The sequence below is a fragment of the Actinoplanes sp. NBC_00393 genome, assembly GCF_036053395.1.
Classification (GTDB): Bacteria; Actinomycetota; Actinomycetes; order Mycobacteriales; family Micromonosporaceae; genus Actinoplanes.
This window is the reverse complement of the sequence record NZ_CP107942.1, coordinates 8,543,071-8,563,057: the sequence shown is the minus strand read 5'-3', so window position 1 is coordinate 8,563,057 and position 19,987 is coordinate 8,543,071. Positions and strand designations below refer to the sequence as shown.

The 19,987-nt window shown below is 69.1% G+C and carries 17 protein-coding genes and 2 tRNA genes; 4 read left to right on the top strand and 15 right to left on the bottom strand.

Annotated elements, in window-relative coordinates; translation table 11 throughout:
- Nucleotides 1-87 precede the first annotated feature (87 nt).
- From OHA21_RS39635 to OHA21_RS39605, 7 genes are all read right to left on the bottom strand, one after another.
- Entirely contained in the window at nt 88-966 is an 879-nt protein-coding gene (locus tag OHA21_RS39635) for a hydroxymethylglutaryl-CoA lyase (protein WP_328464051.1), read from the bottom strand.
- 4 nt (nt 967-970) lie between these two features.
- Nucleotides 971-2,305, bottom strand: coding sequence for an acetyl-CoA carboxylase biotin carboxylase subunit (locus OHA21_RS39630; RefSeq protein WP_328464049.1), 1,335 nt, complete (start codon nt 2,303-2,305; stop codon nt 971-973).
- A 314-nt stretch (nt 2,306-2,619) separates the two neighbouring features.
- Nucleotides 2,620-3,225, bottom strand: a complete 606-nt coding sequence (locus OHA21_RS39625; RefSeq protein ID WP_328464047.1) for a TetR/AcrR family transcriptional regulator — start codon at nt 3,223-3,225, stop codon at nt 2,620-2,622.
- 32 nt (nt 3,226-3,257) lie between these two features.
- Complete coding sequence (locus OHA21_RS39620) at nt 3,258-6,038, bottom strand: tetratricopeptide repeat protein (protein ID WP_328464045.1); 2,781 nt, start codon at nt 6,036-6,038, stop codon at nt 3,258-3,260.
- Complete coding sequence (locus OHA21_RS39615; protein ID WP_328464043.1) at nt 6,038-7,774, bottom strand: HSP90 family protein; 1,737 nt, start codon at nt 7,772-7,774, stop codon at nt 6,038-6,040. Before OHA21_RS39615 ends, OHA21_RS39620 begins: the two co-directional genes overlap by 1 nt.
- 51 nt (nt 7,775-7,825) lie before the next feature.
- Nucleotides 7,826-8,725 carry a sulfurtransferase gene (locus OHA21_RS39610; RefSeq protein WP_328464041.1) on the bottom strand — a complete coding sequence of 300 codons (900 nt, stop codon included), beginning with the start codon at nt 8,723-8,725 and terminating at the stop codon, nt 7,826-7,828.
- 18 nt (nt 8,726-8,743) lie between these two features.
- Complete coding sequence (locus OHA21_RS39605; protein WP_328464039.1) at nt 8,744-9,514, bottom strand: SGNH/GDSL hydrolase family protein; 771 nt, start codon at nt 9,512-9,514, stop codon at nt 8,744-8,746.
- A 134-nt stretch (nt 9,515-9,648) separates the two neighbouring features.
- On the opposite strand from OHA21_RS39605, the gene OHA21_RS39600 reads away from it, so the two are divergent.
- The 4 genes from OHA21_RS39600 to OHA21_RS39585 all read left to right on the top strand — a co-directional run bounded on the left by OHA21_RS39600 (nt 9,649) and on the right by OHA21_RS39585 (nt 13,619).
- Nucleotides 9,649-11,382 carry a proline--tRNA ligase gene (locus OHA21_RS39600; RefSeq protein ID WP_328464037.1) on the top strand — a complete coding sequence of 578 codons (1,734 nt, stop codon included), beginning with the start codon at nt 9,649-9,651 and terminating at the stop codon, nt 11,380-11,382.
- Between the two features lie 32 nt (nt 11,383-11,414).
- Complete coding sequence (locus OHA21_RS39595; RefSeq protein ID WP_328464035.1) at nt 11,415-11,804, top strand: CBS domain-containing protein; 390 nt, start codon at nt 11,415-11,417, stop codon at nt 11,802-11,804.
- 733 nt (nt 11,805-12,537) lie between these two features.
- Nucleotides 12,538-12,975 carry a SufE family protein gene (locus OHA21_RS39590; RefSeq protein ID WP_328464033.1) on the top strand — a complete coding sequence of 146 codons (438 nt, stop codon included), beginning with the start codon at nt 12,538-12,540 and terminating at the stop codon, nt 12,973-12,975.
- 2 nt (nt 12,976-12,977) lie between these two features.
- The gene (locus OHA21_RS39585; protein WP_328464031.1) at nt 12,978-13,619 is read left to right on the top strand and encodes a DsbA family oxidoreductase; all 642 of its coding nucleotides are present in this window, start codon (nt 12,978-12,980) and stop codon (nt 13,617-13,619) included.
- A gap of 35 nt (nt 13,620-13,654) precedes the next feature.
- Here the strand turns inward: OHA21_RS39585 and OHA21_RS39580 are convergent, their stop codons facing one another.
- The 8 genes from OHA21_RS39580 to gyrA all read right to left on the bottom strand — a co-directional run bounded on the left by OHA21_RS39580 (nt 13,655) and on the right by gyrA (nt 19,909).
- Nucleotides 13,655-14,206 carry a YbaK/EbsC family protein gene (locus tag OHA21_RS39580; RefSeq protein ID WP_328478827.1) on the bottom strand — a complete coding sequence of 184 codons (552 nt, stop codon included), beginning with the start codon at nt 14,204-14,206 and terminating at the stop codon, nt 13,655-13,657.
- A 447-nt stretch (nt 14,207-14,653) separates the two neighbouring features.
- On the bottom strand, nt 14,654-15,163 hold the full coding sequence (locus OHA21_RS39575; RefSeq protein WP_328464029.1) for an NUDIX hydrolase: 510 nt from the start codon (nt 15,161-15,163) through the stop codon (nt 14,654-14,656).
- A gap of 93 nt (nt 15,164-15,256) precedes the next feature.
- A complete protein-coding gene (locus OHA21_RS39570; RefSeq protein WP_328464027.1) occupies nt 15,257-15,943 on the bottom strand; it encodes a DUF6461 domain-containing protein in 687 nt (228 codons plus the stop codon).
- A gap of 105 nt (nt 15,944-16,048) precedes the next feature.
- Nucleotides 16,049-16,121: transfer RNA gene (locus OHA21_RS39565), tRNA-Ala, on the bottom strand.
- Between the two features lie 6 nt (nt 16,122-16,127).
- A complete protein-coding gene (locus OHA21_RS39560; RefSeq protein WP_328478825.1) occupies nt 16,128-16,256 on the bottom strand; it encodes a DLW-39 family protein in 129 nt (42 codons plus the stop codon).
- Between the two features lie 114 nt (nt 16,257-16,370).
- A tRNA-Ile gene (locus OHA21_RS39555) sits at nt 16,371-16,444 on the bottom strand.
- A gap of 75 nt (nt 16,445-16,519) precedes the next feature.
- A complete protein-coding gene (locus OHA21_RS39550) occupies nt 16,520-17,392 on the bottom strand; it encodes a DUF3566 domain-containing protein (RefSeq protein ID WP_328464025.1) in 873 nt (290 codons plus the stop codon).
- Nucleotides 17,393-17,395: 3 nt separating this feature from the next.
- A complete protein-coding gene (gene gyrA / locus OHA21_RS39545; protein ID WP_442874971.1) occupies nt 17,396-19,909 on the bottom strand; it encodes a DNA gyrase subunit A in 2,514 nt (837 codons plus the stop codon).
- Nucleotides 19,910-19,987: the final 78 nt, after the last annotated feature.

The following is a 19,987-nucleotide window of genomic DNA, read 5'->3' as shown; positions in this document are numbered from 1 at the left end:
TTGCCACTCGGTATTGGTAACGACGGGAGAGAGCCGGAAGTCACGCGGACAAATCGGAAAAATGATCGCAGGAAAAAGAAGCGAGAATCACACCAGACGGGTACGCGGCCCGGCTCGCAGCACTCCGGACGGCAACGATCGGCCGACGATCTCTTCGGCCAGTTCAGCCGCCTGAATAAGGCGATCAAGGTCGATTCCGGTGTCCACACCCATGTCGTGCAGCATGTGCACGACCTCCTCGGTGGCGACGTTCCCGGAGGCGCCGGGCGCGTACGGGCAGCCACCCAGACCGCCGGCGCTCGCGTCGAACTCGGTCACCCCCAACTCCAGGGCGGTGAGGATGTTCGCGAGACCCGTACCCCTGGTGTTGTGGAAATGGAGCAGGTCCGGGCGTACCGCCGAAAGCAGGTCGCGGACCCGGCGCGGAGTGCCCATGCCGGTCGTGTCGCCGAAGGCGATGCGGTCCGCGCCGTCAGCGCGGACCCGGGCCACGATGCCCGCCACCCGGTCCGGATCGATGTCGCCCTCGTAAGGGCAGCCGAAGCTGGTCGCGACGATCACCTCGAGCGTTGCGCCGGCCTCGTGCACCAGCGGGATCAGCTGCGTGATGTCGTCCAGCGACTCGTCGGTGGACCGGTTGAGATTGCGCCGGTTGTGGGTGTCGCTGGCCGACACCACCACCTCGATCTCACGGAAACCGGCAGCGATCGCCCGCTGGGCGCCCCGGGTGTTCGGGATCAGCGCCGAGTAGCGGACGTCCGGATTGCGCCACATGCCCCCCCAGACCTCGTCGGCGTCGGCCATCTGCGGAATCGCCTTGGGATGAACGAAGGAGACCGCCTCGATCCGCCGCACGCCGGTGCGGCTCAGCGCGTCGATCAGCCGGATCTTCGCGTCAGTCGGAACCGGGTCCTCGTTCTGCAGCCCGTCCCGGGGCGCAACCTCTCGAATGCTCACCGAAGTCATGGCGTCACCTCATCCGGGAGACGATGCCGGTGTCGTAGTCCCCGGAGAGGAACTCGTCGTTCTCCAGCAGCTCGGCGAAGAACGGAAGGTTGTTCTTCGGGCCGGCGATCTCGAAGCCGGCGACCGCGGCCCGCGCCCGGGCGATCGCCTCGTCCCGGTCGGCGCCGACGACGATCAGCTTCGCCATCAGGGAGTCGTAGTGCGGGGTGACCGTGGTGCCTTCGGTGTAACCGGCGTCCACGCGTACACCCTCGCCGGCCGGCTCGACCCAGGTCGCGACCTTGCCCGGGCCGGGCAGGAAGCGCTTGGGATCCTCGGCGTTGATGCGCAGCTCGATGGCGTGACCGCGGGTCGGCCCATCAAGATCCACTGTGGGCGGTAGGCCGGAGGCGATCCGCAGCTGCTCCTCGACCAGGTCGATGCCGTGGATGATCTCGGTGATCGGGTGCTCGACCTGCAGCCGGGTGTTCATCTCCAGGAAGAAGAACTCACCGGTGGCCGGGTCCAGCAGACACTCCACTGTGCCCGCATTGCGGTAGTTGACCGCTTCGCCGGCTTTGACGGCAGCCGCCAGGAAACGCGCACGCAGCTCCGGGCTCACGGCGGGAGACGGGGCCTCCTCGACCAGCTTCTGGTTGCGGCGCTGCACCGAACACTCGCGCTCGGAAAGAGCGATCACCCGGCCGTCGGCCAGGCCCAGGATCTGCACCTCGACGTGGCGCACCCGCGGGAAGTAGCGCTCGATCAGCACCGAGCCGTCACCGAACATCCGCTCGGCGAACGCGCGGACCTTCTCGTACTCCGCACGCAGGCCGGCCTCGTCGTTCGCGACCGCCATGCCCATACCGCCGCCGCCCGCCGCGGCCTTCACCATCACCGGGAAGCCGATCATCGCGGCTGCTTCCAGCGCGGCCTCGGCGGTCGCCGCCGGGTCCTGCGACCCCGGCGCGACCGGCACGCCGGCCGCAGCCATCAGATTCCGAGCATTGATCTTGTCGCCCATCGCGCTGATCGCGTCGGCGCCGGGCCCCACCCACACCAGACCGTTCGCTTCGACGGTACGCGCGAAGTCCGCATTCTCACTCAGGAAGCCGTAGCCCGGGTGAATCGCCTGGGCACCCGTCGACTTGGCGGCGGCCAGGATCGCCTCGGTGTTCCGGTAGCTAAGCGCCGGATTGGCCGGGCCGATGCAGACAGCCTGATCAGCCTCGGCGACGAAGGGCAGATCCGCGTCGGCCTCGGAATGGACCGCGACCGTCCGGATCCCCAGCCGTTTCGCGGTGCGGATGATCCGGCGGGCGATCTCCCCGCGGTTGGCGATGAGCAACGACTCGATCATTGATGCTCTTTCTGTCGGTCCGTCCGCCTTGTGGGCGCTCCCCTGCCTGCTCGGGCCGCTTGTGGCCACCCGGGCCGGCGATCTACGTGGCTGCCCGGCAGCCACGCCCTGCCTTGCTGTTCCTGCCTTGCTGTTCCTGCCTTGCTGTTTCTACCTTGCGCCGCTCACTGACCCCGCGGCCGCACTTCCGCCACTTCGCGGCCGCACTCCGGCCCGGCCGCTCACCGTGCCGCCCGGTCCTTCTTCACGGGCCCGCGGCTACTCCCGGCCCGCACCGAGCATTTGACCGGCCCAAGCCTTGGCGGGCCTCCGGCTCAGTGCCCGGTCAGCGCGTGCATCGTCGCGTCGCGCAGCAGGTCAGCCCGCCGGCGCCGCTCCACCTCGCCGCCCAGGAACGGCGTCGAGTTCATGAGGCCGAACGCGGCATGCGCCAGCACCCGGGCCTCCGGCGCATCCAGCTCGGGCCGCACCCGGGACAGCACCGCCACCCACTCCTCGACGTAGAGGCGCTGCAGGCGGCGGATCTGGCGGCGCGGCTCTTCCGGCAGCCGGTCCAGCTCGTGCAGGTGCAGAGCGATCACCGCCGGGTTGGCCAGCGCGAAGTCCACATGGAAATCGATCAGGTCGGCGAGCGCTGCCTCGGCGTCGTCGGGATGCCGGGCCACCCGCTCCTGCCCGCCCTCCAGCAGGCTCTCGCTGACCGGGATCAGCGCGGCGACCAGCATCGCCTCCTTACCGGCGAAGTGGTGATAGAGGGCTGGGCCGGTGACGCCGGCAGCGGAGCCGATGTCGTCCATCGACACACCGTGGTAGCCGCGGGACGCGAACAGTCCCACCGCGATTTCCAGGATTTCGTCGCGGCGTGACCGCCGCCGGGGCGCCGGCGGGGTGGTCCGGTGCCGCTGATCTACCGTCGTCACCCGGCAACTGTAACCCGATGTCAAGCCGATGCTTAACGGTCGTTCAGCCGATTTGCGGCTTCCTTCGCCTCGGCGTACAGATCGGCAGCCATCTCCCGGGTCGGAGCATCCGGTCGCATGTTCTCCAGCAGATCGCCGAGCAACTCGACCGCATCGTCCGGCGCACCGGACCGCAGCAACGCCTCGGCCAGCATCCCCGCCACCCGGTCGGCGTCGTCCCCAGCGCCGATCTCGCGCAACCGCTCCGGGGCCCCGCGCAGATGCGGCACCGCGTCCGCGAACCGGCCCCGGCGCATCAGCAGGTTACCGACCTCGAACGCGAAGATCGACTGCCCCCAGCGCACGCCCGGCTCGGCCGCCAACTCGGCTGGGAGCTCGGCATACCGCTGTGCGGCGAGCCGGATCACCTCCTCGGCTTCCGGCATCTCGTCGGCATAGTTGAGCGCCATCACCCGGCGGCGCAGCAACCGCAACTCGCTGACGAGATCACCGGCCTCGCGCAGCGCCTCGCCGGCCGCCCGGAAGGTCAGGGCCGCCTCGCTGTCCCGGTCCAGGTCGTAGAGGACCTGCCCGGCCTGCTCACCGATCTGTCCGCGACCGGCCGGATTGTCGGCGAGCAACTCGATCAGGTCGCGGTAGAGCCTCAGCGCACGGTCGGTGTCACCGAGATCACGGTAGAGCCCGGCCAGCAGGAACCTGGTGTCGTTCGCCGGGTCGGTGAACCCGAGGCGCTCGAAGCCGAGCAGCGCCTCCTCGGCCACCTCGACCGCTTCCGCCGGCCGCCCGGCCAACCGGTACGCCTGAGCCAGATCCTGCCGAGCAAAGACGCCACCCTCGTCCAGCCCTTGCTCGGCACAGAGCGCAATCGCCTCGACCAGATCCGGAACCGCCTCAGCCGCCCGGTCGAGCTGCATCAGCGCACGCCCCCGATGCACCCGCGCGGTCAGCTCCGGCCCGGGCAGCCCCGCAGCCAGCGTCTCGTCGAGAGCCTCGACCGTCTCCGCCGGATCATCGGCGAGTTGCCCGAGAACCGCCGCTGCATACGCACTCATCCGCGCCGGCCCATGTGTACGGAAGAACTTCCACCCGGCCCGTGCCGCCTCGAGCGCCTCGTCGTGCCGGTGTGCCGCGGCCCGGGTCTGTGCCCGCACCATCGCGTGGTGGGCCTGCCGGCGTGGCTCGCCCACCTGGTCGATCCACCGGTCCGCCCGGTCGGCCGCGTCGTTGGCCTCGTCGATCCGGTCCAGCATCAGGTAGACCCGGGAAAGCCGCAGCCAGGCCGCGGCCCGGTCCTGCGGTTCGCCGTGCTCGTCCTGGTACGCGGTGTCCGCCTCGACCGCGACGAGCCCGTCCTCGGGTGCACCGGCGAAGGCCCGCTCCAGACCGATCCGGGCCCGCAGCTTGCTCACCGCCGCGGTGTCGCCCACCTCGGCATACCGGCCGCTCGCCCGCTCCCAGGCCGCGACAGCGCCGTCGATGTCCTCGGACAGCCGCAGTCGGTGACCGCGTGCCCGCCACAGCCGGGCGGCCTGCTCGGGGTCATCCGGCTCCGGATACCGGGTGTCGAAGGCGTCCAGGACGGCCGCCAACTCCTCGTCCCGATCCTGTTCCCAGTGCTGATCCGCCAGCTCCAGCAGCTCGGCGGCGGAACCCTCGGGCACCACGACCGGCGCGGGTGGCTCCGCGGCCGGTACGGGCGCCGGGGCTCGTCGTGCCGTTGCGGACAGCGGCAGCTCCACCCCGTACGGCTCGGCGGTCAGCTTCTCCGCAACGAGCTTGCTCTGGTGGGTGGTGCCGTTGCGTGCGTCGAACTTCGCCGCCAAGTCGGTCGCAACCGTCGCGAGCTCCTCGGCCAGCTCGGCGGCGGTGACGTCGTCCCGGCCGTTGCGGCGGATCGGCGCGTCCCCGTGGCCCCGCTCGGTGACCCGGCGCAGCAGGGCCGCACCGGAGGCCGCGAAATGCATGGCCGCGGCCGGCGACGGCGCGCGATCCAGCCAGTCGATGTGCCGCTGCAGGATCTCCAGCGCACGATGCTCGTTCCCGGTACGCGTACAGAACTGGATGTGCCCCGCGATGCCCCACAGATCGGCGAGATTGTTCCGCTCGATCAGATAGGCCCGGCGATGCGCGTCGGCCGCCTCCTCCAGCCGACCGACCTGCAGATAGGCCTCCATCAGCTGGCTGAGCACACCCTGCGGCTGCTCGGTGCAGTCCAGATCCTCGGCAAGCGTCGCCACGCCCCGCTCGACCGCCTCGGCAAACCGCCCGCGGGCGTTGAGGTGCCGGATCAGCGTGGTGGGATCGCACCCCGCGCAGTCGGAGAGCGAGTCGCGGGGAGCGGCCTGCCACTTCTCGAACCAGCCGTCGGCCTCGTCGAGGTGACCGACGTGCTTGGCGACCAGATAGCGGTGCTTGTAGACCGCCTGCATGCCCGCGCCGTGCTCCCTATACCGCCGCTCCATGTCGTCGAGGACGGCACGGGTCCGCGCGAGCGGCACCTCGGGGAAGTCGGTCAGTGAGTTGACCATCGTCTTGAACAGCCACAACAGGCTGTGCATGCGCCTCTCGTGGTACTGCGAGGGGTTGCGGTCGAAGTCACCCACACACCAGGAGAAGGTCGGGAACGCCTTGACCGGCTCGCCACCGTAGACATAAGCCGTCGTGGCGAACAGCCGGGTCTGGAACGCCAGCTCCGGGTCACCGGCCGTGTCGGCGTGCCGGAGCACCTGCTCGACCAGGGCGATCTGCGCCGACCCGTACGGCAACTGGTGTGCCTGCTTCAGCACGTCCCACAACTCGTCCGCGGTCTTCATCAGGAGTCCTCCCCCGGAACGGCCCGGTCCAGCAGACCGAGGAACGACGTGGTGAGCAGCGCGGCATCGGACGGCCGGATCGGGTGGTGCCCGAGCATCAGGGCCTGGCCGTAGAGCGACTCCACCGCGAGGCCGGCCAGCTCGGCGTCGGTGAGCGAGGTGACCCGGCGGACCAGCGGATTGCGGTGGTTGAGCACGAGTTGGGGCCGGTCAGTCGGCACCGTACGCGACAGCGCGTCCAGAACCCCACCCCACAGGTCATCGGCCTGGTCGCGGCTCGCGGTGAACTCGTCCCGGAAGGCAGCGGCCCGGCTCACCAGGTAGAGCGACGGAACGGTGACCGGGTCGAAGGCTCGCACCACGACCTCGCAACCCAGCTTGTCCAGCCGCCGCTGAGCCACCGACAAAAACGGGCGCAGGCGCAGCTCGGCCTCCGCGTCCAGCGGGAGGAAACGGGTGGCCAGATCGCCCGGGTCCAGCCGCTCGGCCCGGATCTCCGGGTCGGTGGCGGCGAGCCGCTCGATCAGGTCGGCGTCGTAGACGAAGCCGCCGTTGATGACGCCCACGTCCTGGGCCGCGGCGACGGCTGCGAGCTGCCGGAACTCGTCATCGGTGGCGGCGTAACGCAACACCCCGTACCGCTCGCGGAACTCGGCGAGGGTGACCTCGCCCATGTTGGTCTGCATCGGATACCACTGCTCGACCAGGCGCAGCATCTCGTCGTCGTGCAGGGCCAGCGCTTTCACACCGAGGTAGTGCACCCGCAGGAAGTCGGCGAGGCGGCGCGGATCGGTCGCCGACAGCCGCACCAGCCAGCCGCGGATCTGGTCGGCGATGGCCTCCCGGGTCTCGGCGAGCTGGCCGTCGTCGTAGAGCGACTCCCGGCTCGCGGTCGGGCGCAACTCGGAGCTGTCCACCACGCACCGGGCGAAGAACGCCCACTCCGGAAGCAGACCCTCGACGCTCTCGGCGAGCAGCATCCGCTTCAGGTAGACGCGGTGTCCGCCGCGGCTCGCCGGGTTGACCGGGGTGGGCAGCACGAACGCGGCGCCGCTGAGGCCGGCCGCCGGAACGTTCAGCTCGATCATGTCGAACGGGCGGAAGCCGAGGATCTCCTCCGCATATGTCGCGCGGGACTGCGGCGGCAGGTCCCAGGGCAACCCGCCACCGGTGATCAGACGGCCGTCAACCGTCACCTCGACGGGGAGCAGCGAGCCGTACAGCGTGGCGAGCTCGGTCACCGTCGTACCGATCAAGAAATGCTCGGAGCCGCGGCGCGGCAGCAGGGTGACCGTCGTGCCGGGCTCGCGCTCAGGGCCGGGGCCCACGTCGTAGCGCCCGTCGGAGTAACCGGTCCAGAGCACTGCCGGAGCGCCCTCGCGGCGGGTGTGCACCCGGATCTCGTCGGCCACCATGAAGCAGGAGAGCAGCCCGATGCCGAACTGGCCGAGGAACTCGTGGCGGGCGAAACCCAGCTCGTCCCGTTTCGAACTGCGGCCGATCGTGGCCAGCAGCTCGTGCACCTGCGCCTCGGTGAGCCCGATGCCGTTGTCACTGATCCGCAGGGTGTCGCCGGTGACGATCTCCACCTGGCCGGCGTGCTCCGGGCCGACCGCCGTGATCGCATCGACGGCGTTCTGCAGGAGCTCGCGGATGTAGACGCGTGGGCTCGCGTAGAGGTGGTGACTGAGCAGATCGACGATGCCCCGGAGATCGACCTGGAACGTGTTGCTCACGGGCGAGAAAGTACCGGGAACCCCCGACAGTTTCTCGCCCGTTTCGCTAGATCAACTCAATCCGCCGGGTTCGGTGCCGCGAACGATCGGCGCCCGGACCAGGTTTCCCCACTCGGTCCAGGAGCCGTCGTAGTTGCGCACCTGCGGATATCCGAGCAGGTGGTGCAGCACGAACCAGGTGTGCGACGACCGCTCGCCGATCCGGCAGTAGGCGATGATGTCGTCCGCCGACTCCAGGCCGAGCTCGTCCCGGTAGATCTTGGTCAGCTCGTCCTGCGACTTGAAGCTGCCGTCCTCGTTCGCCGCCGACTTCCACGGCTTGCTGACCGCGCCCGGGATGTGGCCGCCACGCAGCGCGCCCTCCTGCGGGTACGCCGCCATGTGCGTCAGCTCACCGGTGTACTCCTGCGGCGACCGCACGTCGACCAGCGGCCGCCCGCTGGCGATGTGCCCCATGACCTGATCCCGGAACGCCCGGATCTCGGCGTCGTTGCGGACCGGCACCGGGTACTCCGCGGTCGGCCGGACCGTCTTCTCCCGGGTCAGCTCCCGTCCCTCGGCCGCCCACTTCTGCCGGCCGCCATCCAGCAGCCGCACGTCACGGTGACCGAAGAGACTGAAGACCCAGAGCGCGTACGCCGCCCACCAGTTGAAGTTGTCGCCGTAGAACACGATCGTGTCGTCGCGGCCGATGCCCTTCGCCTCGCACATCGCGGCGAACGCGGCCGGGTCCAGGTAGTCGCGGGTGAGCTGGTCGTTGAGCTCGAGGTGCCAGTCCACCTTGACCGCGCCCGGGATGTGACCGGTGTCGTAGAGCAGCACGTCCTCGTCCGATTCGACGATGACCAGGCCTGGTGTGTCCAGATTCGCGGCGAGCCACTCGGTGGTGACCAGTTTGTCGGGATGCGCGTACGCCTGCAGCGCCTGCGCCGGATCATTCGGAACGGACATGCCTGTCACGCTAGCCTCCTACTCACTGATCGGGGCCAGCACGGGACGCTTGGCCGTGATGAAGTCGCCCGAGGACTGACCGCGAAGGTGCCGGCCGACCCACGGCGCGAGATGCTCGCGCGCCCACTTCAGGTCGGCGCTGCGGGCCAGCCGCCACGGCGTCGGCTGCGGTGCCGGTGGGACCAGCATCCAGTCCTCGTCGACACCGACTCCCAGCGAGTTCAGCACGTGACCGGCCACCCGGCGGTGCCCCAGCTCGGACAGGTGCAGCCGATCCGCACTCCACATGCTGCGGTGCAGGAACGCGGCGTCGGCGAAGAGGTCGATCAGGTGGGCGCCGTGCCGCTCGGCGATGTCCCGGATGCCGTCGTTGAGCAGCGCCGCCCGTGGAGCGATCATCCGTTGCCCGCCCGGGATGTGTGCCGCCACATCGGCGAACCGGAAGACCACCACGTCGGCGCCGGCCGCCCGGATCTGCTCGATGGCCCGCTCGGCGCGGCGGAGCAGCCCGGCGACGTCCGCCCGGGGCCGCAGGATGTCGTTGCCGCCGGCCGCGAAACTCACGAGGTCGGGCCGCATGGCCAGGGTCGGCTCGAGCTGCTCGGTGAGCACCTGGTCCAGAAGCCGGCCGCGGATCGCGAGATTCGCATAGCCGAAGTCGGGTCCGGAGTCGACGGCGAGCCGGGTGGCGACCAGATCGGCCCAGCCCCGGAAGGTGCCGTCCGGATACTCGTCGCACATGCCCTCGGTGAAGCTGTCACCCATCGCCACGAAGCTGCGCCAGGCCATGCCGCCCCCTAACGTCTGTTCAGCTTGGTTGCCTGGTCAGTTTTCCACCGGACGCGGAGCGAACGTAACGTGATGCTGGCGACACGGGTTTATGCGGATGCTTTCGTCGTACCCGGTGCCTAGGCTCGGGGACCATGCTGCTACGGATGTCCAGCCTGCTGCTCAAGACTCTGCGCGAGGAGCCGGCGGACGCGGAGGTGCCGAGCCACCGGCTCCTGCTGCGCGCCGGTTTCGTCCGCCGCTCGGCGCCGGGCAGCTACACCTGGCTCCCACTCGGCAAGCTGGTGCTGGACCGGATCACCCACGTGGTCCGGGAGGAGATGGCGGCCGCCGGCGGGCAGGAGGTCCTGTTTCCCGCGCTGCTGCCACGTGAGCCCTACGAGACCACCGGCCGCTGGACGGAGTACGGCGACGACATCTTCACCCTGACGGACCGGCGCGGCGCCGACTATCTGCTCGCGCCCACCCACGAGGAGATGTTCACCCTGCTCGTGCAGGACATCACCGGGTCCTATCGGGACTTTCCGCTGCTGCTCTTCCAGATTCAGACCAAGTTCCGGGACGAGGCCCGGCCCCGCGGCGGCCTGCTGCGCGGCCGCGAGTTCCTGATGAAGGACGCCTATTCGTTCGACCTCTCCGAGGCCGGGCTGACTGAGGCGTACGGGCGGATGCGCGCCGCCTACCAGCGCATCTTCGAACGGCTGGGGCTGGCGCACACGATCGTCTCCGCTGTGTCGGGGGCGATGGGCGGCTCGGCCTCCGAGGAGTTCCTGGCGACGGCCGAGGTCGGCGAGGACACGTTCGTCGGGTGCACAGCCTGCGACTACGCGGCCAACACCGAGGCGGTCGTCACACCGGTGCCGGCTGCGCAGCCCGTGGCCGCGCCTCCCCTGGAGGTGCATGACACCCCGGGCACGCCCACGATCGCGTCGCTGGTGGAGTTCGCCAATACCCAGGCGCTGGCTGGGCGTACTGACTGGACCGCGGCGGACACCCTGAAGAACGTCGTGGTGACCGTGCATCGCCCCGGCACCGAGGACGAGCTGCTCGCCATCGGTGTGCCCGGCGACCGCGAGGTGGACCTCAAGCGGCTCAACGCCGTTCTGGCGCCGGCCACCGCCACCCTCTTCGACGACTTCGCGTCGCGGCCTGACCTGGTGAAGGGCTACATCGGCCCGCAGAACATCAAGATCCGGTACCGGGCCGACCCCCGCGTCGCTCCTGGCACGGCCTGGCTGACCGGCGCCAACGAGCCCGGCCGGCACGCCACCAACGTGGTCGCCGGCCGCGACTTCACACCGGACGGTCCGATCGAGGCCGCCGACGTACGCGCCGGCGAGCCCTGCCCGGCCTGCGGCACCGGTGCGCTCACCATCCGCCGGGGTATCGAAATCGGACACATCTTCCAGCTCGGCCGCCGCTACACGGACGCCTTCGCTGTCGACGTGCTGGGTGCGGACGGTAAACCGGTGCGGCCCACCATGGGCTGCTACGGCATCGGCGTCTCCCGGGCGGTGGCCGCGATCGCCGAACAACATCACGACGACCGTGGACTGATCTGGCCGGCCACGATCGCCCCGGCCGATGTGCACATCGTGGCCGCCGGCCGCGACGGCCAGGTCGAAGCCGCCCTCCAACTCGGCGCCACCCTGTCCCGGGCCGGCGTCCGCGTCCTGGTCGACGACCGGCCCAACGTGTCGGCCGGCGTGAAGTTCACCGACGCCGAACTCATCGGCATCCCCCGCTCGGTCGTTGTCGGCCGCCGACTCGCTGACGGCTACGCCGAGTTACGCGATCGACGTACCGGAACACGACAAGAAGTGCCCCTTGTGGACATCGCGGGTGTAATCACTACGGAGGTCGGGTAACCGTGTCACAACGCCGATGGAGGGTCAGGGGCATGGTCAGACTGGTCGCGGACGCGATGACCCGACAGGTGGTCTACCTGCCGGAAGACACTTCGCTCGACGAGGCCGCGCAGGCCATGCGCGACCAGGGCATCGGCGACGTGGTGGTCACCCGCGGCCCCACGATGGCCGGCATCGTGACCGACCGCGACATCGTCGTCCGAGCCGTGGCCGAAGGCCTGCCCACCCGCACCACCACACTGGGCGCCATCGCCAGCCGCGAGCTGATCATGATCGAGCAGAGCGCCACCGTGGAGGAATCGGTCCAGGCGATGCGTGACCGCGGCGTCCGCCGCCTGCTGGTCTGCGACGCAGACCGCAAGGTCGTAGGCATCATCAGCCTCAGCGACGTCGCGCTCCTGCCCACCTCGGCCGCCGCATAACCCCTTTCCGGTACGACCTACGCGTCCCCAACCACAGCTACACCGCCCCGAACTACACCGCGACGCACCAGCCGGGTCGCGGCCGCCAACGCGCCCGCCGGGCTCACCCACGGGTCAAGCCACACCCCATGCCCGCCCTCGATAGCCCACGCAGCCGCCACCCAAGCAGCCACAGCACACCCATTACCTGCCTGGTTGACGGCCCGCCTCACCCAGCCGTCGCTCACGCAGGTAACAGCACCCTCATTCCCGGCCTGACCAACGGCCCGCCCCACCCAGCCGCCGCCCACGCAGGCAACAGCACACCCATTACCTGCCTGACCGACGGCCCGCCTCACCAGCCGTCGCTCACGCAGGGAACAGCACGCTCATTCGGGGCCTGACTGACGGCGACGAGTGGAACTGGCCGGGGGCGGAAGGAAGCGATCACTCGGCATAGCCTGCGCTAGGCCACGGCTGCGATCCGGGAAACTGGCGACGGGCGCGGGCCCGGGAAGTCAGCGACAGCTGGAGTCCCAGAAGCCAGCGACGGCTGGAGTTCGGGAGCCAGCGACGGCTGGGTCCGGGAAGTTGCGGCTCGGCGGAACGGGCGTCGCGGGACCACCTGCATGGGCCCGGCGGCCGCGCTGGGGCCGCGAGTAGGCTGCCGGCCGCGTGGTAGCCGAAGCGCCCCGTAGCTGTGGTTGAAGACACGTAGCCCGTACCCATCAAGGTTCGCGCGTAGGGTCGAACCGTGAGTGACATGCCGCCGAAGCTGGCTGAGATCGTCGATGAGTTCGCCTCCGCGCCCCGGGACGTGGTGCTGGAGATGCTGCTGGAGTTTTCCGACGCCGTGCCGCCGCTGCCTGCCGAGCTGGCCGGGCACGACGGCATGGAGCAGGTTCCGGAGTGTCAGACGGCGTTCTTCCTCAAGGCGCTCGTGCAGCCGGACGGCACGGTGGTGACCCATTTCGATTGTCCGCCGGAAGCACCGACCACGCGGGCGTTCGCCGGCATCCTCGCCGAGGGTCTGGCAGGGGCGTCCGCGGCGGAGGTGGCGGCCGTGCCGGATGATCTCTATGCCCGGATGGGGCTGGCCCAGGCGATCAGTCCGCTGCGGGTCCGTGGTGGTACGGCGATCCTGGCCCGGTTGAAGCGCCAGGTGGCCGAGCAGTCGAGCGAGACGGAGTGAAGTTGGATATTCAGGTCTGGTCCGACGTGGTGTGCCCGTGGTGCTACATCGGCAAGCGGCGGCTGGAGAAGGCGCTGGCCGAGTTCGACGGGACGGCCACCATCACCTACCGGGCGTATCAGTTGAATCCCGCACCGGTGCCCGAGCCTCTGCCGATCAAGCAGGTGATGGCCGACAAGTTCGGTGGCCCGGCCCGCGCCGAGCAGATGTTCGCCCAGGTGACCGAGGTCGCCAAGGCCGACGATCTGACGTTGGACTTCGATCGCGCCATCGCGGCGAACACGTTCGCGGCGCACCGGCTGATCGCCTGGGCGGCGACGCTGGAGCGGCAGGCGGACATGCTGGACGCGCTGCAGCGGGCGCACTTCACCGACGGGGTCGACATCGGTTCGCTTCCGGCCCTCGCCGGCGTCGCCGCGTCGATCGGGCTCGACGAGGCCGAAGCTCTGGCCTACCTCGAGTCCGAGGCCGGCACGAGCGCCGTCCAGACCGATCTGAACGAGGCCCGGGAACTCGGCATCACCAGCGTCCCGACCTTCATCATCGACGGGAAGTACGCGGTGCAGGGCGCCCAGGAACCGGCCACCCTCCTCGCCGCCTTCGAAGAGATCGCCCGCCGGACTGCCGTCGACATCGGTCGATGACGTTTCACGTGGAACGACATCGACGAGCGTCGCCGTCAGGCAATCTCGCGGGCAAGACCGTCGATCACCTCGGCACCGGGTAGCGCACCCAGCGCGGGTCCGGCAATGGCAATCTTGCTGTTCCGGACCCCCGAGCCGATGATCACGTGCGGGGTCGCCACCACCCGGGCGTCGACCAGCACCGGCCAGGACGCCGGGAGGCCGATCGGGGTGATCCCGCCGTACTCCATCCCGGTCAGCGCCACCGCCTCCTCCATCGGAGCGAAGCTGGCCTTGCGGACGTCGAGGTGCCGGCGGACCACCCCGTTCACATCGGCACGGGTGGTGGCCAGGATGATGCAGGCGGCGTACTTGGTGATCTCGCCACGGCGGCCGGCGACGATCACGCAGTTCGCGGACTCGGCCAGGCTCACCCCGTACGCCTCGCAGAACGCAGCCGTGTCAGCCAGCCCCGGATCGATCGGCGCCACCATCACCTGATCCGCGTCGATCGGCGCCTCGACCGGCCAGACCGCAAGGGCCTTGGCCACCGGCGGGGCGAGCAGGTCGAGGCGGGACTGGGCGGATTCGGTCTGCAGGCTTCCCATCATGTCCGCCATAATCGCCCAGCGGATGGATCTCGACACATCCGGGCACCGATACCACGTGCCGGCCGCCGACTCCTCAGTTTTCGCCGGATCTTGCCGACCGTCAGGGTTTGTGGAGGACCGCCGGAAAGCACGAGTCGGGACCGTCAGTGGCCTCGCCCTTCTGACGGGGGCCACCGCATTGGTGGCGGTGGCGGGCGGACACCGTTCGTTCTTCTCCACCCTCCTGCTCGGGCTGCTCGCGGCCGGCATGTCGCACGCTCTCATCGTCGAGATCCAGCGTCAGGCCCGCCGCCGGTCGACGGGCGGCTGGGGACGGCACGACACCGTGAACACCGCGCTGCTGGGGTGCTGGTCGGTGTGCGCCACCGCCCTGCTGCCGGCCACGTCACTACCGGTGCGAGCCCTCGGGCTCTTCCTGACCGTCGGTTACGCCGCCTGCTGCGCCTACTTCGTCGTGGAACGCCGCCGCTCGGTCGCTGTGCCCGTCCTGCCGGCTCCCGCAGCCGAGCCCTCGACCACGTCCGCCGCGACCGATTCAGCGCCCTCAGCGTGACCCGCCAGGGTCGGCAGCACCACCATCAGTGGTGGCACCGGCACCCCGTGGGTCTCTATCGGCAGCTCGGGCACCGGTAGCCAGTCAACGCCGAGCGGTTCGGGCCCGAATCCGTCGTCCTGGCCGGCTCGTGGCTCGCCGTCCGCGACGGTCACCGCGAAGACCGATGTCATGCCCGACGGGTACGGCATCTCGAGCACGTACTGCGCGTCGCTGACCACCAGCCCGGTCTCCTCGAAGACCTCGCGGCGCAGTGCTTCCTCGGCTGTCTCGCCGGGGCGTAGCCCACCGCCCGGCAGAGTCCACCACTCGCCGCCACCGGATCGCCGGCTGCGCTCGTGCACCATCAGCACACGGCCGTCCCGCACGATCACGGCGGCGGCCCGTCTTCGTTCGCTCACGCAACGCAGGCTAACTGCCGAAACTGTGCCGCGCAGTTCTCCGTCATTCCTCTGTGGATAACTTCGGCACATGAAGAACGGGCAAATGCGGATCTACGTCTTCGGAACGGTGACCAGCAGATACGTCCGTTCGGTGAGCTGAGCCCGGGTCAGCGGGACTCCGGTCTGCTCAGCAAGGAATTCCAGGGCCGGCACCGTGGGCTCGGTCACTGCTGAAGTCACTGTCGCATCCCCGACGAGACCGACCGCCCTCAGCGCGGGCTGGAACTCTGCCAACCCGGTGCCGGTGGTCGTTCCCGGAGCGCCGGAGTCGTAGTCCAGAGCGAGTTCCTCGTCCCGCAGCGCCAGCAGCCGTCCACGGCCCGCGGCGTCGCTGCGGTACACCAGGACCGTCCGGCCGGCAGAAAGCGGGCTGATGACCTTCTGAGCGACCCCTAACGCCCCGTTGTCCTCGACGATCAACGACCAGTCGCCGATCCGGGCCACCCCGATGAAGTACCGATCGGTGCCGGCCTGTTCCCCGTCACCACCACTGACCAGCCGGACCCACTCGACCCGCTCCAGCTCGGTCCCGCCCAGCCGCTCGGCCACCTCGACCGGGGTCAGCCCCTGCACCAGCGTGAAGCAGAACCCGCTGGCGAGCGCCGGGTCGCGCTCCACCCAGCCGAAATCCGGAGCAACACTGCTGGACGGGCTGGCCGCGGACACGGCCACGCCGGGCGCGGAACACCCGGCCAGCCCGGCCAGGGCTACGAGAAGGAGGGTGGAGCGGCGATTCACCGAGCCAGTAGATCAAAGAAACGAGGCCGGGCGCCGCCCGCAAACCATGATCACCAACACAAAAGGCGCCCTACCCGCAAAGCGGGCGGAGCGCCGGAAAGTTTGTGGAGCCCAGGGGACTTGAACCCCTAACCCCCGCCTTGCAAAGGCGGTGCTCTGCCAGTTGAGCTAGGGCCCCGAAATCTCAGCGAAGATCGGGAGCCGTGGTCGCCTCGTGCCACAGGGCACGCTCGTCACTGGAGGCCTTGACCTTCTTCACGATCAGAAAGGCCGCGCCAGCAACACCAGCAATGATCAGGAGCTTCTTCAGCATTAAAGATTCCTCCCTCACTGCGCCGGCGATCGGCACGCCGAGCGCCACCACCGCAACGTGGGGTTACGAGCGATCCCGGTCCGCGTGACCCGCGGACACAGGACCCATCGCTCGTGGGGCTAGATGGAATCGAACCATCGACCTCAGAGTTATCAGCTCTGCGCTCTAACCGACTGAGCTATAGCCCCTCAGCTGCGAAGGGAACGTTACCGCATCGGGTTGCGAGCCTCCAAAGCGGGGTGGCTCGCAACCCGATCGCGTCATCAGTCCCGTTCGGCGAGCGTGAGCTCGACACCGCCGACCAGGTCGGCGCAGACGTTGTAGATGAACGCCCCGAGGGTGGCCAGCGCGGTGAAGAGCACCACGTTGACCGCCCCGATCAGCATCGACGTGCCGATCACGCCCCACGCGGTGATCCGGAAGGTGCCGCCCGAACCGCCGCCGTCACCGCCACTGGCGGTCACCAGATCCTTGAGGCTGGTGTTGACCGAGGTCCACACGCCCATCGTGTCGAGTGCGAGGTACAGCACCGAGGTCGCCACGACGACCACGATGAAGAGCACGATCGACACCGCGAACGAGAACTTCATCACGGACCACGGGTCGATCCGCTTGAGGTTGAGCCGGGCCCGCCGAGGACCGCGAGCGGCAGCCGACGTCACCGTCGTCCGGGCCGACCGAACCGCCTCCGAGACACGGGCTGCCCCGACCGCTGCCGCACCCGCGGGCGCCCCCGAACCGGTCCGCTGTTTCGCGGCGCCGGTAGCGGCCGGTGCCGCTGCCGCCGGCTGCGAAGGCCGCGCCGTCCCCTGATTCGCCGGTGGCGCCGCGGTCCCGGGACGCGTGTTCGCCGAGCCCGGTGCGGCGCCCTTGCCCTTGGTGACGACCGGCACGGAGGCCGAGCCCTTCACCACCGGGTTGCCCGGGCGCTTCGCTTCGCCGGCGCCGTCCGGCTCACCGGGCGGCGGCGCCATCCCTGGCGCACGTGTGAACTTCGGCGGGGACGGGGCATCGGCGGGGACAGCGGCGCGCCCTGGGGTCTCACGACCGTTCGCTGCGGCGCCGTCTTTCTTGGCCGCATCGTCCGGAGTCGCTGAGCTCCCCGGGCCCCCCGACTTCGCCTGTGTCTCCGGCATCAACTAGTCCTGTTCGTCAGGCTCGTCGGCATTGCGAGCAAGCGCCACGATGGTTACACCTTCAGGGAGGTCCATCAGCTTGACCCCCATTGTGTTCCGATCCCGTGTGCGCCGTACAGGCTTCACGGGAGTCCGGATGACACCACCATTGCTGGTGATGGCAAATAGTTCATCCTCCGGGTCGATCACCAAGGCACCGACAAGTCCACCACGACGCTCGGTGATCTTGGCAGTCAGCACGCCCTTGCCGCCACGGCCCTGTACGGGATACTCCTCGATCGGCGTGCGCTTCGCATACCCACCGTCGGTGGCGACCAACACATCGAGACCCTCGCGCACCACTTCCATCGCGAGGAGCTCGTCGTTGTCGCCGAACCGCATGCCGATCACACCGGACGTGGCCCGTCCCATCGGACGAAGCGCATCGTCGGTCGCGTTGAACCGGATGGCCTGGGCTTTCTTGGACACCAGCAAGAGGTCGTCCTCCGGTGCCACCAGGGCCGCGCCCACCAATTCGTCATCCTCCCGCAGGTTGATGGCGATGATGCCACCGCTGCGGTTGGAGTCAAATTCCTCCAGGCGCGTCTTCTTCACGAGGCCATTCTTAGTGGCGAGCACAAGGTACGGCGCGACCCCGTAGTTCGAGATCTGGATGACCTGGGCGATGTGCTCGTCCGGCTGGAAGGCGAGCAGGTTGGCGACGTGCTGGCCCTTCGCCACCCGGTTCGCCTCGGGCAGCTCGTACGCCTTGGCCCGGTAGACCCGGCCCTTGTTGGTGAAGAACAGCATCCAGTCGTGGGTCGAGATCACGAAGAAGTGCGACACGATGTCGTCCTGCCGCAGCGTGGCGCCGCTGACGCCCTTGCCACCGCGCTTCTGCGACCGGTACATGTCGACCTTGGTGCGCTTCGCATAACCGGTTCGTGTGATCGTCACCACAACGTCTTCCCGGGTGATGAGGTCCTCCATGGACACTTCACCATCAAACGGGATGATCTGCGTACGGCGCTCGTCACCGAACTTCTGCACGATCTCGCCGAGCTCGTCGGAGACGATCGCCCGCTGCCGCTCCGGCTTCGCGAGGATGTCCTTGAGGTCCGCGATCTCGAGCTCGATCTTGCCGAGCTCGTCGAGGATCCGCTGCCGCTCGAGGGCAGCCAGACGGCGCAGCTGCATGTCGAGGATCGCGGTCGCCTGGACCTCGTCGACGTCGAGCAGCTGCATCAGGCCCTGCCGGGAGTCCTCCACCGTGGGCGAACGCCGGATCAGGGCGATGACCTCGTCGAGCATGTCCAGCGCCTTGGCCAGACCGCGCAGGATGTGCGCGCGTTCCTCGGCCTTGCGCAGGCGGTACGCCGTCCGCCGGCGGATGACCTCGATCTGGTGGTCGACGTAGTAGCGGATGAACTGCGCCAGGTTCAGCGTGCGCGGCACGCCGTCGACCAGCGCCAGCATGTTCGCGCCGAACGTCTCCTGCAGCTGGGTGTGCTTGTAGAGGTTGTTCAGCACGACCTTGGCGACCGCGTCGCGCTTCAGAACCAGGATCAACCGCATTCCGGTACGCCCGGACGACTCATCCCGGATGTCCGCGATGCCGGTGAGCTTGCCCTCCTTGACCAGCTCGGCGACCCGCTCGGCGAGGTTGTCCGGATTCACCTGGTACGGCAGCTCGGTGACCACGAGACACGGCCGGCCGCGCTGGTCCTCCTCGACCTCGACCACCGCGCGCATCCGGATGGACCCACGGCCCGTGCGGTAGGCGTCCGTGATCGCCGACTGACCGACGATCAGGCCCTTGGTCGGGAAGTCCGGCCCCTTGACGATCTCGAGCATCGCCTCGAGCGCGGTCGCCTCGTCCGACTCGGGGTTGTCGAGCTGCCACTGCACGGCAGCCGCGATCTCCCGCAGGTTGTGCGGTGGGATCTTGGTCGCCATCCCGACCGCAATGCCCTCGGAGCCGTTGACCAACAGGTTCGGGAACCGGGCCGGCAGGATCGTCGGCTCCTTGGTACGCCCGTCGTAGTTGTCCTGCATGTCGACGGTGTCCTCGTCGATGTCCCGCAGCATCTCCATGGCGAGCGGGGACAGCTTCGACTCGGTGTACCGCATGGCGGCCGGCGGGTCGTTACCCGGCGAACCGAAGTTGCCGTTGCCGTCGATCAACGGGTACCGCAGCGACCAGACCTGGCCCATCCGGACCAGGGCGTCGTAGATCGACGAGTCGCCGTGCGGGTGGTAGTTGCCCATCACGTCGCCGACGACACGGGCGCACTTGACGTAACCCCGGTCCGGGCGGAACCCGGCGTCGTACATCGCATACAGGATCTTGCGGTGTACGGGCTTGAGACCGTCACGGACGTCGGGCAGCGCACGGCCCACGATCACGCTCATCGCGTAGTCGAGGTAGGAGCGCTGCATCTCGACCTCGAGGCCGACCGGCTCGACGCGCTGGGTCACACCGCCGCCGGCCTCGTCCTGAGGTTCGTCGCCGTCCGGGGGTTCGGGAGTGTCAGTCACTTTTAACCCTTACTCAAGGTGAAACCAGACAAGTGCGTCCAAAGCACGCATTATGCTGTGGATAACGTTGTGGAAATA

Coding starts and splice junctions, on each gene's coding strand:
- OHA21_RS39635 (WP_328464051.1), bottom strand. CDS start 966: ATGACTTCGGTGAGCATTCGAGAGGTTGCGCCCCGGGACGGGCTGCAG.
- OHA21_RS39630 (WP_328464049.1), bottom strand. CDS start 2,305: ATGATCGAGTCGTTGCTCATCGCCAACCGCGGGGAGATCGCCCGCCGG.
- OHA21_RS39620 (WP_328464045.1), bottom strand. CDS start 6,038: ATGAAGACCGCGGACGAGTTGTGGGACGTGCTGAAGCAGGCACACCAG.
- OHA21_RS39610 (WP_328464041.1), bottom strand. CDS start 8,725: ATGTCCGTTCCGAATGATCCGGCGCAGGCGCTGCAGGCGTACGCGCAT.
- OHA21_RS39605 (WP_328464039.1), bottom strand. CDS start 9,514: ATGGCCTGGCGCAGCTTCGTGGCGATGGGTGACAGCTTCACCGAGGGC.
- OHA21_RS39600 (WP_328464037.1), top strand. CDS start 9,649: ATGCTGCTACGGATGTCCAGCCTGCTGCTCAAGACTCTGCGCGAGGAG.
- OHA21_RS39595 (WP_328464035.1), top strand. CDS start 11,415: ATGGTCAGACTGGTCGCGGACGCGATGACCCGACAGGTGGTCTACCTG.
- OHA21_RS39580 (WP_328478827.1), bottom strand. CDS start 14,206: ATGGGAAGCCTGCAGACCGAATCCGCCCAGTCCCGCCTCGACCTGCTC.
- OHA21_RS39560 (WP_328478825.1), bottom strand. CDS start 16,256: ATGCTGAAGAAGCTCCTGATCATTGCTGGTGTTGCTGGCGCGGCCTTT.
- OHA21_RS39550 (WP_328464025.1), bottom strand. CDS start 17,392: ATGCCGGAGACACAGGCGAAGTCGGGGGGCCCGGGGAGCTCAGCGACT.